This window comes from Micromonospora sp. WMMD882, assembly GCF_027497255.1.
Taxonomy (GTDB): Bacteria; Actinomycetota; Actinomycetes; order Mycobacteriales; family Micromonosporaceae; genus Micromonospora.
The window spans coordinates 1535517-1549082 of record NZ_CP114903.1 but is presented as its reverse complement, the minus strand read 5'-3'; the positions used below and the strand labels follow the sequence as shown (position 1 = coordinate 1549082).

Genomic DNA, 13566 nt, shown 5'->3' with positions numbered 1-13566 from the left:
CCCGCCGGACCGCCATCGGGCAATAGGGCCCGGCGCTCGAATTGATCTAGCCATTCGCATCTGGTCATGCCCCGGAACGCTGTCGTAGGGTTCCCCGCAACACATCAACAGGCGCACTGATTGGGCGAATATCGCCTATTTCGTGCTGGGCGCTGGGCGGCGGTGACCATGTTTCGTGCGGCGGAAGAATCTTCGGTGAGCGACCCGGGCTGGGTGGACGATGTCCTGCTCGGCGGGCCGGCCACCGACGTTTGTCTTCGCCTCCCGGAGCCGGTGCGCCGGGACGCGCTGCGCCGGCTGGTCGCCGACGCGCAGGCCCGGCTGACCGCCGCCGGGCTGCGCCCCGGAGGCGCGGTCGCGCTGCGGCTGCCCCCGTCACTGTCCTACGTGGTCAACCTGCTGGCCACCTGGCGCGGCGGCGGCCAGGCCGTGCTGCTCGACCACCGGCTCACCGACTACGAGGTGGACGCCGCCCTGCGTCGGCTCGGCCCGCAGGTCGTGGTCACGCCGGCCCACGTCGGCGGTGGCGCGCTGCGTGTCTTCGCGGACGTGACGGAGGAGCTGAGCGGCTACTGCGACCGGCCGGCCGGCAGCGGGCACGCGGTCGTCCAGCTCAGCTCCGGCTCCACCGGACCGTCCAAGGTGATCGGTCGTACCGCCGCCGACCTGGTCGCCGAGGTGCGCCGCTACACCCTGATCGACGGCGTCGCCCGGCCCGGCGAGCGGATCATCCTGCTGCCGTCCATGGTGCACGTGCTCGGCCTGGTCGGCGGCCTGCTGTACGGGCTGCACGCCCGCGTCGAGCTGGTGCCGCCGCAACGGCTCAGCGGAGACGCCGTGCTCGCCGCGATCGCCGCCCAGGACACGCCGGCCACCGTGCTCGGGGTGCCATTCCACATCGGACTGCTCGCCTCGACCCGCCCGCCGACGCCGCTGCCGCAGTTCACGCGGATGACCACCGGCGGGGAACTCGTCCCGGCCGCGGTGGCGCGCGCCTTCCAGGACCGCCACGGCGTGCCGTTGGGCAACATGTACGGGATGACCGAGGTCGGGGTGATCGGCACCGACCTGCACGGCCGGCACCGCCCGGCCGTCGCGCCCGCCCCCGGCGTCGAGGTCCGCGAGGTCGCCGGCGAGCTGTGGGTGAGCTGCCCCGAATCGCCGTACGTCGGGCTGTCCGACCCGACCCGGTGGTCCGACGGCTGGTTACGGACCCGCGACGCCGGCGTCGTCGATCCGGGCACCGGGCTGGTCACCGTGCGGGGGCGGCTCGACTCGCAGGTCAGCGTGGGCGGGCTGAAGGTCGACCTGACCGAGGTGGAGGCCACCGTCACCGCGTTGCCCGGGGTGAGCGCCGCCGTGGTCGTCTACGACGGGGGCATCGCCGCGTACGTCCAGACCGACGGCACGCTCACCGAGGGCGACCTGGACGAGCTGCTCACCGAACGACTCGCCGGCTACAAGCGACCGCGGGTCCTGCGCCTGCTGTCCCAGCTTCCCCGGACCACCACCGGCAAGCTGGTCCGCTCCACCGAGGCGCTGCGGGCGGCGACGTCGTGACCAGCCCGCCCGGCCTGCTCCACCGCCACCTGCCGGTCCGGCCCGAGCACCACGACCTCCCGGGCCGGGCCGACCACCGCCACGGCCAGCACCAGCTCAGGGCCGGCGTCCGGATGCCCGACCCGCGTGCCCGCGCCGCCGGGAACCGCGCGCAGCAGTGGCCCCGACCCACCCGGGTCCGCCGTGCCGTCGGCGGCGGCGGGCAGCGGCACCGCACGGGTCAGCCCGCCCGCGCGCAGGCCCAGCCCGAGGGCCTTGCCGACGGCCTCCTTGGCCGTCCACAGCAGCAGGAAGGCGTCCGCCTGCTCGGCCGGGGACGGACGCCCGCGCACCCAGGTCGCGGCGGCCGGCTCGAACCAGCGCCGGGCCAGCGCCTGCGCCGGCACCGGTCGGCGACGCTCCACGTCCACCCCGACCGTGGCGTGCCGGCAGGCGGCCACGGCCACCACCCCGTCGACGTGACTGACGCTGACCGGCAGCTCCACGCCGCCGGCGCGCACCCGGGGCCGGCCCTGCCCGTCCCGCCACACGGTGACCGGCGCGCGGTCGAGCAGCGTCACGGCCGCCCGCGTCACCATCCGCCGCGTCGTCTCCGGCTGACCGCCGGTGACGCGGTCGACCCACACGTACACGGCGTCCCGACCGGGCACCGGTAGTTGGCTCACGGAAAGAGGTTAACCGCATGTCCGACGAGGTCCGTACCTTCGTCATCGCGCAACTGACGGACATGAACTACGACGTCGAGGACATCGACGACGACACCACGCTCGGTCCGGCCGGCGTCGACCTGGAGTCGCTGGCCCTGGCCGACCTCGCCGTCCGGGTCGAGGACCGGTACGGGCTGACGTTCGCCGAGGACGAGAACGAGAAGCTCGCCCTGATGACCGTCGGCGAGTTCACCCGCATGGTCGCCGAGCGGGTCTCCGCCACGGCCACCAGCGACCTCGGCTGATGGCCGCCCAGCCCGTACCCGGGCGGGCCGAGCTGGTCGACATGCTCGCCGAGCTGACCGCCCGACCGGCCGCCGAGGTGCCCGAGCGGCTCGGCTCGATGGAGCTGGCCTGGCTGGTGCACCTGGTCGAGCAGCGCTACGACGCCCGCCTGGACCTCACCGACGACCAGCTCGCCGGGATCCGCACCGTCGACGACGCCCGGGAGGTCTTCAGGACCTGCCTGACCGCCCCCGCAGATGGCTGAGGGGCCGCCGACCGTCCGCGTCACCGGCGTGCACGCCACCAGCGCCCTCGGCCGGGGCGCCGACGCCCAGCTCGCCGGCGTCCTCGCCGGGGCGGCGGCGTTCGGGCCGGTGCGCCGCTTCGACACCACCGCCCGACGGGTCGACCAGGCGGCGACCTGCGCCGACGTCGACGCCCTCGACGACGAGCTCGGCGCGGCGATCGGGGCGGCCTGCGCGCAGGCGGACCTGACCGGCGCGCGGCGGCAGGCGACAGGTCTGCTGCTGGCCGTCCACGGCGGACCGGACGCCGGGCCGCTCGCCGCGGACCTGGCCGCCCGCGCCGGTCTCGGCGGACCCCGGCGGGTCTACACGACCGCCTGCGTCTCGGCCAGCTCGGCGGTGGCCGACGCCGCCGCCCTGATCCGCCGGGGCGACGCCGACCGGGTCGTGGTGGCCGCCGGCTACCTCGTCGAGCCCGACCAGTACGCGCTGTTCGACGCCGGCCGGGCGCTGGCCACCGACGGGGCGGTCCGCCCGTTCAGCGCCGGGCGGACCGGGTCGCTGCTCGGTGACGGGGTGGCGGCGCTGGTGCTGGAGTCGGCCCGGGTGGCCCGCCGACCGCTCGCCGACCTGCTCGGCTGGGGGCGGGCCGGGGACGCCTACCACCCCTGCCGGCCCGACCCGACCGGGGCGGGGCTGGCCCGCGCGGTCCGGGCGGCGCTGCGCCGCGCCGACCTGTCCGCCGACGCCGTCGGGTACGTCAACGCCAACGCCACCGGCACCGGGTTCAGCGACGCCGCCGAGGCCAACGCGTTGCGCGCCGCCCTCGGCGCGGCGGCCGACCGGGTTCCGGTCAGCTCCACCAAGGCGCTGCACGGGCACGCCCTGGAGGCGTCCGGGCTGCTCGAACTGGTGGTGACGGTGCTCGCCCTGCGGCACGGGAAACTGCCGGTCAACGCCGGCTGGCTCGGCCCGGACGAGGCGTGCCCGCTGGACGTGATCCGCGACGCGCCCCGCCCGGCGTCCACCCCGTACGCGCTCAGCCTCAACGCCGCCTTCGGCGGCGCGAACACCGCCCTGCTGGTCGGCGCCGCATGACCGCCGCCGCGTCCCACGACCACCACCCCGGGCTGCGGGTGCTCGCCGAGGCCCGCTGGCCCGAGCCGGGCGACACCACGCCGCCGGTCGTGCCCGGCTTCGTGCGCTCGACGTTCCCGCCGCTGGTCGCGGCGGTCGCCGAACGCTGTCTGGTCCGCCGGCACGGCGCCGCGCCCGCCCCGGCCGACGTCGGCGCGCGCACCGCCGTGCTGCTGGTCAGCGCCAGCGGTGACCGGGACAGCGCCGAGCACGTGCGCGCCACCGTGGCCGCCGGCGGGCGACCCGGCCCGCTGTTCTTCTTCCAGTCCGTGCCGAACAGCATCGCCGGGCACGTGGCGGCGCGGTGGGGACTCGGCGGGCCGGTGCTCTGTCTCGGCCCCACCGGCGACTCCCGCGCCGACGGTGTCGCCGAGGCGGACCTGCTGCTGTACGACGGCGACGCGGACGAGGCGTTGCTGGTCCTGATCGAACAAACCGCCACCGGCGACCACGCGGTCGCGGTGCTGCTGGGGCAAGGAGAAACGGAATGCGGACCAGGGGACTTCGCGGTCGGCTCGCCGCCGACGAGCTGATCGGCGCGGGCAACGTGCTGGCCCGGGTGCTGGCCCACGGGGCCGACCCGGACGGGCCGGGGCTCACCTTCGACACGCCTGTCGACGGCCACCCGGCCGAGCGCCCGCTGACCCTCGGCCAGCTCGACCGGATGGTGGACGCCCGGGCGGCCTGGCTGCACGCCCGGGGCGTGCGACCCCGCGACCCGATCGCGGTGTGGGCCGGCGACGCCGCCGACATGGTGCTCAGCTTCCTCGCGCTGAGCCGGCTCGGCGCGATCCCGGCGCTGATGAACGGCCGACTGCGCCCGGAGATCGCCGCCGAGTACGTGCGTCGGCTGCGCGGCGCGGGGGTGCTCGCCGACGACGCGCACGCCGCCCTGCTCGCCGACCACGACCTGGGCGTGCCGCTGCTGGGCACGCCCGCCGAGGCCGGCGCCGGTGACCCGGCCGCCGCGCCGACGCCGTACCGGCACCACCCGGACGACCCGGTCGTGATCACCCACACCTCCGGCACCACCGGCATCCCCAAGGCGGTGCTGCACTCGCACGCCAGCCTGTTCGCCGCCACCCGGCACCTGCTGACGATGCCGCAGGCGCAGGGCACCAGCCGGATCCTCAACGCGCTGCCCGCCCCGCACACCGCCACCGTCCTCATGGTCAACCAGGCGCTCGGCAACCGGGCCGAGATGTTCCTGCTGTCCGAACAGGGCGGCGGGCGGGTGCTGGACGCCATCCAGCGGTGGCGGCCCGACGGGGTGTTCGGGTTCTCGGTCACCTGGGCGGAGCTGGCCCGGTTCGACCTGTCCGGCTACGACCTGGAGTCGGTGCGGCTGTGGTTCAACACCGGCGACTGCTCCCACGAGCCGCACGTGCGCAAACTCGTCGCCGTCGGCGCCCGGGACGTCGTCACCCGCGACGGCGTCACCCGGGTGCCCGGCTCGGTGTTCGTCGACGGTCTCGGCTCCAGCGAGATGGGCCACTCGATGTTCCACGTCACCCACCACGCCGACACCGACCGGTACGGCCGCTGCGTGGGCCGCCCGTACCGGTTCGCCCGGGTCGCGGTGCTCGACCTCGACGGCAACGAGCTTCCGCCCGGCGAGGTCGGCTGGCTGGGCGTCGACTCGCCGTCGCTGTTCCGGGGCTACTGGAACGACTCGGCCACCACGTACCGGTTCCGGCTGCGCGGCTGGTACCTGACCGGCGACCTGGTGTACGCCGACGCCGACGGCCGCTACTACCACCTGGACCGGGCCGTCGACTCGGTCGACGTCGGCGGCGGGAAGCGGTTCTTCACCGCGCTCAGCGAGGAACGTGTCCTGGCGGCCTGCCCGGACGTGGTCGACTGCACCGTGGTCATGGTCCGGGAGCCGGCCGGCGTGGTCACCGACGTGCTGCTGGAGCTCGCCGTCGGCGCCGACCCGGGGCTCGACCGCGTCGAGGCGGTGCGGGCCGCGCTCGGCCCGGAGGTGGGGGCCACCCTGCGTCGGGTGGCGCCGGTGGGCGCCGACGACATCCCGGTCACCGTCACCGGCAAGGTCCGCAAGGTGGCGCTGCGGGAGCGGTACCTGGCCGAGGCGCCGTCATGACCGTGCTGGTCACCGGCATGGGGCTGTTCACGCCGGCCGGTCGGGGTCCGGCGGAGACCTTCGCCGCGTTGACCACCGGCCGGTCCGGGCTGGGTCGCCCGCCCGCCGGGCACCCCGCCGAGGCGTCGGTGGAGGTCGGCGGGTTCCTGCCGGACGTCGACCCGCGTACGGTCGCCACCGGCCCGGAGACCCGGGTGCTGGACCGCATCGTGGTCCTCGCGCTGCTCACCGCCGCCGAGGCGCTCGCCGACGCCGGCATCGAGGTCGGCCGGGACGTCGACCCCGACCGGATCGGCGTGATCGTCGGCGGTGTCGGCGGGATGGCCACCCTGGAGGCGCAGGCGGTGGCACGGGCCGAACGGGGCCGGGCGGCGGTGAGTCCGTACCTGCTCACCGGCATCCTGCCGAACATGCCGGCGGCGCGGATCGCCATCGCCCACGGCATCCGCGGGTACGCCTCCGCTGTCGGCACCGCCTGCGCGTCCGGCGCGCAGGCCATCGCCGACGCGGCCCGGCTGATCCGCGCCGGCGAGGCGGACGTGGTGCTGTGCGGGGCCAGTGAGGCCCCGCTGTTCGGGACGTTCGCCGACACCTTCGGCAACGCCCGCGCCCTGGCCCGGGGCTGGGCCGACCCGACCGGGGCGAGCCGGCCGTTCGACCGGCGACGCAACGGGTTCGTGCTGGCCGAGGGGGCCGCGCTGTTGGTGCTGGAACGTGCCGGGCACGCCGCCGCCCGGGGCGTGACCGGCTACGCCCGGCTCGCCGGGTACGGGGTCACCACCGACGCGCACCACCCCACCACGCCGCGCCCGGACGGGGCCGGCGCCGCCGCGAGCATGCGTCGCGCCCTGGCCGTCGGCGGCGTCGGGCCGGGCGACGTCGGCTACGTCAACGCCCACGGCACCGGCACGAGACTCGGCGACGTCGCCGAGACCGTCGCGCTGGCCGACGTCTTCGGGGCGGGGGCGGTGCCGGTCAGCTCCACCAAGGCGCTCACCGGGCACCTGCTCGGCGCGTCCGGCGCGTTGGAGGCGGCGGTGACCGCGCTGGCCCTGGGGCGGGGGCTGCTGCCGCCCACGTACCACCTGGACGACCCGGACCCGGACTGCCCGGCCGACCACATCCGCACGCGGGCCCGCGCGGCCGACCCGGAGTTCGCCCTGTCCAACTCCTTCGGCTTCGGCGGGCAGAACGTCAGCCTGCTGCTCGGCCGGGCCGCCGGGCCGGGGAGGTGAGTCACGCAGCACCCGGGCCGGCGGCCCGGTCCGACCACACGGGGGGAACTGTGGAGAGGCTGGAAAGACCAATGCAGATACGCGCAATCGACCATATCGAGATGTTCGTGGGGGACGCCCGGCAGGCGGCCTTCTACTTCGGCACGGCCGTCGGCTTCCAACTCTGCGGGCAGGGCGGCCCGGAGACCGGGCTGACCGGCCAGCGGTCGCTGCTGCTGCGGCAGGGCGACATCCGGATGGTGCTCACCTCCGGGCTGACCGCCGGGCACGAGGCGTCGACGTACGTGCAGCGGCACGGTGACGGCGTCGCCGTCGTCGCGTTGGAGGTCGACGACATCGCCGACGCGTACGCCGACCTGGTCGCCCGGGGGGCGACGGCGCTGACCCCGCCGCACGCCTTCACCGGCGCGGACGCCGAGGTGGTCGTCGCCGAGGTGGGCGGCTTCGGCGACGTGCGGCACCGGCTGGTGCAGCGCCGGGGCGACCGGGAGCGGTTCCTGCCCGGCGTGTTCGAGCCGCTGGCCGAGCCGGCCGGGCAGACCGGCGGGCCGCTCACCCGGATCGACCACCTGGCGATCTGCGTGCCGCCCGGACAGCTCGACGACACCGTCGCGCACTACCGGGACGTCTTCGGGTTCGACCCGATCTTCACCGAGCACGTCGAGGTGGCCGGGCAGGCGATGAACTCCACGGTGGTGCAGAGCCGGTCCGGGCAGGTCACCCTGGTGCTGCTGGAGCCGGACGCCACCCGCCGGCCCGGCCAGATCGACGCCTTCCTCGACCGGCACGCCGGGGCCGGCGTGCAGCACCTCGGCCTGGCCACCGACGACATCGTCGCCGCCGTCGAGGAGCTGCGCGGCCGGGGCGTGCGGTTCGCCGGCACCCCGGGCAGCTACTACGACGTCCTTCAGGACCGGGTCGGCCGGCTCGACGCCCCGATCGACCGGCTGCGTGACCTGGGGGTGCTGGTCGACCGGGACCACGCCGGGCACCTGCTGCAGATCTTCACCGAGTCGATGCACGTACGCCGGACGCTGTTCCTGGAGCTGATCGAGCGGCGGGGCGCGCTCACCTTCGGCAGCGGCAACATCAGGGCGCTCTACGAGGCGAAGGAACGGGAGCTGGCCGCCGTCGCGGCAGCCCCGCAGGGAGGGTAGCCATGACCACCACCGAGATCACCACCGAGCCGCGGCTCACCGACGGGGAACGGGCGTTGCTGCCCACCGACGAGGAGGTGGCCTTCTACGCCGAACACGGCTGGTACCTGTCGCGGAAGCTGTTCACCGACGACGAGATCGACGAGCTGACGGCCGCCTCCGACCGCTACTACGCGGGCGAACGCGACCGGCTGCTGCCGACCCGCCCGCCGAAGCTGGCCTACTGGGAGCCGGCAAAGGGCGACGTGCAGCGGCACAACGACTACGTCCACCACGAGCACGACGTGATCGGTCGGATCCTGCGCAAGCCGCTGATCGGCGCGGTGGCCGCCCGGCTCGCCCGGGCCGACGAGATCCGGGTCTTCCAGTCCACGATGATCTACAAGCCGCCGATCTCCGGTGAGCCGAGCAACATCGTGCCCTGGCACTTCGACAAGCACTACTGGTCGTCGTCGTCGTCGGAGCGGATGCTCACCGCGTTCGTCCCGTTCCACGACTGCGACGTTCAGATGGGCACCATCACCATGGTCGACGGCTCGCACCGCTGGCAGGAGATCGGCGCGGACGACACCGTGGTCCGGCACTTCGCCGACCGCGACCGCGACCAGCTCGAGGAGATGCTGGCCGAGAACGCCGCGCACAACCACGCCGAGATCCGCAAGATCCCCATGGTGATCCCCCGGGGACACGTCAGCTTCCACCACTGCCGCACCTACCACGGCAGCGGCCCGAACGTCAGCGGACGCCCCCGCCGGGCGATCTCGCTGCACCTGCAGGACGGCGACAACGCCTGGCGGGAGTTCCCGCTCTCCGACGGCAGCCGCGCCGCGTACAACCACGACGTGCTGGTCCGCCGTACGCCCGACGGGCGACCGGACTACGCCGATCCCGAATACTGCCCGGTCATCTGGCGCGCGAGCGCCCGGCAAGGAGGCTGACAATGTCACGGTACGACTGGGGGAAGACCCACCCGGGCATCGAACGGCTGGAGCAGGCCGTCACCGCCCGCCGCGACGTGGTCGTCGCGCACCCGCTCTACGCCAACCTGGACACCCACCAGGCGCTGGTGACCTTCATGGAGCACCACGTCTTCGCCGTGTGGGACTTCATGTCGCTGCTCAAGTCGTTGCAGCGGCAGCTCACCTGCGTCACCGTGCCGTGGATCCCCACCGGACCCACCGGCAGCCGCCGCCTGATCAACGACATCGTCATGGTGGAGGAGAGCGACGAGCTCGGCGAGGGCTACCTCAGCCACTTCGAGCTGTACGTGCGCGGCATGGCCGAGGCCGGCGCGGACACCGGCCCGGTCGACCGGCTCGTCGAGCTGCTGCGCGCCGGCCGCCCGGTGCCCGAGGCGCTGGTCGAGGCGGGGGTGCCCGCCGCGTCGGCGGCGTTCGCCGGCACCACCTGGCAGATCATCGAGAACACCCCGGTGCACTGCCAGGCGGCGGCGTTCGCGTTCGGCCGCGAGGACCTGATCCCGGAGATGTTCACCCAGGTCGTCGCGGTCAACGAGCGCAGCCGCAAGCTCGGCACGTTCGTCGACTACCTGGAGCGGCACATCGAGGTCGACGGCGAGCAGCACACCCCGATGGCCATGCAGATGCTCGCCGACCTGTGCGGCGACGACGACGTCAAGTGGCAGGAGTGCGCGGACACCGTGAACACCGCGCTCGCCGCCCGGGCCCGGCTCTGGGACGACATCCTCGCCGCCGTCAAGGAGGGCCGCGCGTAGTGACCGCGCCCGAGGCGGTCCGGCTCTACCGGACCGTACGGCTGATCCGGCGCTTCGAGGAGCAGGCGATCGACCTGGTCCGCTCCGGCGCGATCGTCGGCGGCATCCATCCGTACCTCGGGCAGGAGGGCGTCGCGGCCGGTGTCTGCGCCGCCCTCCGCGCGGACGACATCGTCGCCGGCACCCACCGGGGCCACGGGCACGTGCTCGCCAAGGGGGCCGACCCGGCGCGGATGCTCGCCGAGCTGTGCGGCCGGGAGACCGGACTCAACCGGGGCCGGGGCGGCTCCATGCACGCCGCCGACTTCGGCGTCGGCGTGTACGGGGCCAACGCGATCGTCGGCGCGTCCGGGGCAATCGTCACCGGCGCGGTGTGGGCGCTGCGCCGCCGCGGCGGCGACCAGGTCGGGGTGAGCTTCTTCGGCGACGGGGCGGTCAACGAGGGCATGCTGCTGGAGGCGTTCAACCTGGCCGCGCTCTGGCGGGTGCCGGTGGTGTTCGTCTGCGAGGACAACGGCTACGCCACCACCATGCCGGTCGAGGCCGCCGTGGCCGGCACCATCGCCGGCCGCGCCGAGGCGTTCGGCATCCGCGCCACCCTGGTCGACGGGCAGGACCCGGAGGCGGTCCGCGACGTCACCGCCGTCGCCGTGGACCGGGCCCGGGCCGGTGGGGGACCGGAGCTGGTCGAGGCCCGTACCTACCGGTTCGACGCCCACCACACCTTCGAGCACACGGTACGTCTCGACTACCGCGACCCGGCCGAGGTGGCCCGGGGCAGGGCCCGTGACCCGGTCACCATCCAGGGCGACCGGCTCCCCGCCGACCTACGGCGACAGGTCGACGCCGACGTCGAGCAGGTGCTCGCCGAGGCGGTGCAGTTCGCCCTCGCCGGCCCGGAACCCGACCCGGCCGGCGCGCTGGACCACCTGTACCCGAGCGGGCTGGTGGCCCGGGCGGGAGGACACTGATGCCCCGACTGTCGTACCTGAAGGCGCTCAACCGGGCCCTCGGCGACGAGTTGGCCCGCGACGAGGCGGTGTTCCTGCTCGGCGAGGACGTCCGGGTCGGCGCGTCGCACGTCACCGCCGGGCTGTGCCGGCGGTTCGGCCCGGAGCGGGTGGTGGACACCCCGCTGTCCGAGCAGGCGTTCACCAGCTTCGCCACCGGCGCCGCCATGGCCGGGCTGCGGCCCGTCATCGAGTTCCAGATCCCGTCGCTGCTGTTCCTGGTGTTCGAGCAGATCGTCAACCACGCGCACAAGTTCCCGCTGATGACCGGCGGGCAGTGCGCCGTGCCGGTCACCTACCTGGTGCCCGGCTCCGGGTCCCGCGCCGGCTGGGCCGGGCAGCACTCCGACCACCCGTACAGCCTCTTCGCGCACGTCGGCGTCACCACGGTGGTCCCGGCCACCCCGGCCGACGCGTACGGGCTGCTGGTCTCGGCGATCCGGCACGACGACCCGGTGGTGGTGTTCGCCCCGGCCGGGGCGATGGGCGTCCGCGCCGACGTGGACTTCGCCACCCTCGCCCCGGTGCCGCTCGGTGTCGGCGCGGTCCGCCGGGCCGGCGTCGACGTGACAGTGGTCGCCGTCGGGCACCTGGTGCACGACGCCCTCGCGGTCGCCGACGACCTGGCCGGCAGCGTGTCGGTGGAGGTGTTCGACCCGCGCACGCTGTACCCGTTCGACTGGGACGGGCTGGCCGGGTCCGTGGCGCGCACCGGCCGGCTGGTCGTCGTCGACGACGCCAACCGCTCCTGCGGCATCGCCGGGGAGATCATCGCCACCCTGGCCGAGCGGGGGGTGCCGCTGGTCGCGCCGCCGGCCCGGGTCACCCGCCCGGACGGCGCGGTGCTGCCGTACGCCCCGACCCTGGACCGGGCCGTGCAGCCCGGCCGGGAACAACTCACCGCCGCCATCCACCACGTCATGAAGGACGCCTGATGATCGACGCGACGTACCAATGGCCGCCCGCCGGGCAGGCGTGGCTCGACCTGCCGGAGCCGGTCCGCGCCGGGATGGTGGCCGCCGGGGCCGGGAACTGGGCGGAGATCTTCCACGGCCGGGCCACCTACAACAAGCAGTGGCGGCTGGCCCGTCCGCCGGTGCTGACCGCCGAGAGCTACCGGATGCTCAACGCCGTCTCCCTGCGGCTGGCCGAGCTGCTGTTGGACGCGGCGCGACGGCGGGCCGGCACCACCGGTGAGCTGGCCACCGTGCTCGGCGTCGACCCCGTCGGCACCCGGATGCTGCCCACCGACGAGCCGCTCGACGAGCGCCTGCTGGCCGCGGTCCGCCCGGACGTGCTGCTCAGCGACGGCGTGCCCCGGGTCGTCGAGTTCAACATCGACAGCAGCATCGGCGGGGTGCTGGACGCCGACACGGTCGTCGAGCGGTTCACCCGCGTGTACGCCGAACGCGGGATCCTCGACGCCGGCGCGCTGCGGCCGGCGCCCTCGGCGATGGACACCCGGTTCGCGGCGATCCGCGCCACCCTCGGGTTGCCGGAGGGGGCGGTGGTGCCGCTGCTGCTGGACTTCGACGCCGACTACCCCGGCCTGGACGACCCGGACCTGATGCGCCGCGTCCTCGCGCCGGTCACCGAGCGGGCCGCGCGGTTCGGGCTGGTGATGCCGATCGAGGCGGTCACCTCGGTCGGCGTCGCCGCCGACGGCGGCCCGCTGGTCGCCGGTCGACCGGTCGACGGCGTGTTCCGGCTGTTCGTGCTCAACCGGGTCACCCGCGGCCCCGGCCTGGACGCGCTGGAGTCCCTGGTGCTCTCCGGCCTGCTGCCGGCGTTCACCTCCGGGGCGGCCTGGCTGCTCGGCAACAAGCAGCTCCTGGCCTGGCTCTGGTCCGACCTGGACACCCTCGACGAGGCGGACCGGGCGATCGTCCGGCGGCACCTGCCCCGCACCGAGCTGCTCACCGCCGACCTGCTGGACCGGGCCGTGGCCGGGCGGCACGACCTGGTCGCCAAGCCCGCCGACGGGTCGGCCGGCGTGGACGTGGTGATCGGCCGGGAGACCGACGCGCAGGGCTGGGCGCAGGCGCTGCGCCGGGGTGTCGACCGGGGCGGTCACATCCTCCAGGAGTACGCGCACGCCGACGTGGTGCCGATGGACTTCGTGCACATCGAGACCGGCGAGACGGTGACCGAGGAGGTGCCGTACAGCATCGCCCCGTACCTGTTCGGGCGGCAGCCGGCCAACGCCTGCGTCCGGTCCGGCTTCCCCGGCTGCGAAGGCGTGCTCAACCTGGCCCGGGGCGTCCTCCTCTCCGGCATCTTCCTGGTCGACTGACGCCGACCGCCGGCGGGCGCGCCGCTGGTGTCCCGCCGGCGGCAGCCGGTGCTGACGTCCGGCATTTTTATAGATATATTTAAATGCATCTGTGCGGCGGTCCGGCGTCCGCCCGACGACACCGCCGCCCCGCCACCACCCGACCGGAAGGGAAACAG

At 74.7% G+C, this 13566-nt stretch carries 14 protein-coding genes; 13 read left to right on the top strand and 1 reads right to left on the bottom strand.

The genetic code is table 11. The features are described from left to right. Window positions 1-168: 168 nt before the first annotated feature. Complete coding sequence (locus tag O7606_RS05930) at window positions 169-1560, top strand: class I adenylate-forming enzyme family protein (protein WP_281599508.1); 1392 nt, start codon at window positions 169-171, stop codon at window positions 1558-1560. On the opposite strand, the gene O7606_RS05925 is transcribed toward O7606_RS05930, so the two are convergent. Beyond that, complete coding sequence (locus O7606_RS05925; protein ID WP_281598052.1) at window positions 1458-2225, bottom strand: 4'-phosphopantetheinyl transferase superfamily protein; 768 nt, start codon at window positions 2223-2225, stop codon at window positions 1458-1460. The genes O7606_RS05930 and O7606_RS05925 overlap by 103 nt on opposite strands. A gap of 17 nt (window positions 2226-2242) precedes the next feature. On the opposite strand from O7606_RS05925, the gene O7606_RS05920 reads away from it, so the two are divergent. From O7606_RS05920 to O7606_RS05865, 12 genes are all read left to right on the top strand, one after another. Beyond that, on the top strand, window positions 2243-2512 hold the full coding sequence (locus O7606_RS05920) for a phosphopantetheine-binding protein (protein WP_281598051.1): 270 nt from the start codon (window positions 2243-2245) through the stop codon (window positions 2510-2512). Beyond that, the gene (locus tag O7606_RS05915) at window positions 2512-2757 is read left to right on the top strand and encodes an acyl carrier protein (protein ID WP_281598050.1); all 246 of its coding nucleotides are present in this window, start codon (window positions 2512-2514) and stop codon (window positions 2755-2757) included. Before O7606_RS05920 ends, O7606_RS05915 begins: the two co-directional genes overlap by 1 nt. Next, window positions 2750-3835: a beta-ketoacyl synthase N-terminal-like domain-containing protein gene (locus O7606_RS05910; RefSeq protein WP_281598049.1), complete on the top strand. Its 1086-nt coding sequence runs from the start codon at window positions 2750-2752 to the stop codon at window positions 3833-3835. Before O7606_RS05915 ends, O7606_RS05910 begins: the two co-directional genes overlap by 8 nt. Further along, a complete protein-coding gene (locus O7606_RS05905; protein WP_281598048.1) occupies window positions 3832-4407 on the top strand; it encodes a hypothetical protein in 576 nt (191 codons plus the stop codon). Before O7606_RS05910 ends, O7606_RS05905 begins: the two co-directional genes overlap by 4 nt. Continuing rightward, window positions 4362-5978: a class I adenylate-forming enzyme family protein gene (locus O7606_RS05900; RefSeq protein WP_281598047.1), complete on the top strand. Its 1617-nt coding sequence runs from the start codon at window positions 4362-4364 to the stop codon at window positions 5976-5978. Before O7606_RS05905 ends, O7606_RS05900 begins: the two co-directional genes overlap by 46 nt. Continuing rightward, entirely contained in the window at window positions 5975-7213 is a 1239-nt protein-coding gene (locus O7606_RS05895; protein ID WP_281598046.1) for a beta-ketoacyl-[acyl-carrier-protein] synthase family protein, read from the top strand. The genes O7606_RS05900 and O7606_RS05895 overlap by 4 nt, the downstream gene beginning before the upstream one ends. A 71-nt stretch (window positions 7214-7284) precedes the next feature. Next, window positions 7285-8370 carry a 4-hydroxyphenylpyruvate dioxygenase gene (gene hppD, locus O7606_RS05890; protein WP_281598045.1) on the top strand — a complete coding sequence of 362 codons (1086 nt, stop codon included), beginning with the start codon at window positions 7285-7287 and terminating at the stop codon, window positions 8368-8370. A 2-nt stretch (window positions 8371-8372) separates the two neighbouring features. Further along, on the top strand, window positions 8373-9308 hold the full coding sequence (locus O7606_RS05885) for a phytanoyl-CoA dioxygenase family protein (RefSeq protein ID WP_281598044.1): 936 nt from the start codon (window positions 8373-8375) through the stop codon (window positions 9306-9308). Window positions 9309-9310: 2 nt separating this feature from the next. Next, window positions 9311-10105, top strand: coding sequence for a DUF3050 domain-containing protein (locus tag O7606_RS05880; RefSeq protein ID WP_281598043.1), 795 nt, complete (start codon window positions 9311-9313; stop codon window positions 10103-10105). Then, the gene (locus tag O7606_RS05875; RefSeq protein ID WP_281598042.1) at window positions 10105-11076 is read left to right on the top strand and encodes a thiamine pyrophosphate-dependent dehydrogenase E1 component subunit alpha; all 972 of its coding nucleotides are present in this window, start codon (window positions 10105-10107) and stop codon (window positions 11074-11076) included. The genes O7606_RS05880 and O7606_RS05875 overlap by 1 nt, the downstream gene beginning before the upstream one ends. Further along, a complete protein-coding gene (locus O7606_RS05870) occupies window positions 11076-12050 on the top strand; it encodes a transketolase C-terminal domain-containing protein (protein WP_281598041.1) in 975 nt (324 codons plus the stop codon). The genes O7606_RS05875 and O7606_RS05870 overlap by 1 nt, the downstream gene beginning before the upstream one ends. Beyond that, window positions 12050-13408: a hypothetical protein gene (locus O7606_RS05865; protein ID WP_281598040.1), complete on the top strand. Its 1359-nt coding sequence runs from the start codon at window positions 12050-12052 to the stop codon at window positions 13406-13408. The genes O7606_RS05870 and O7606_RS05865 overlap by 1 nt, the downstream gene beginning before the upstream one ends. Window positions 13409-13566: the final 158 nt, after the last annotated feature.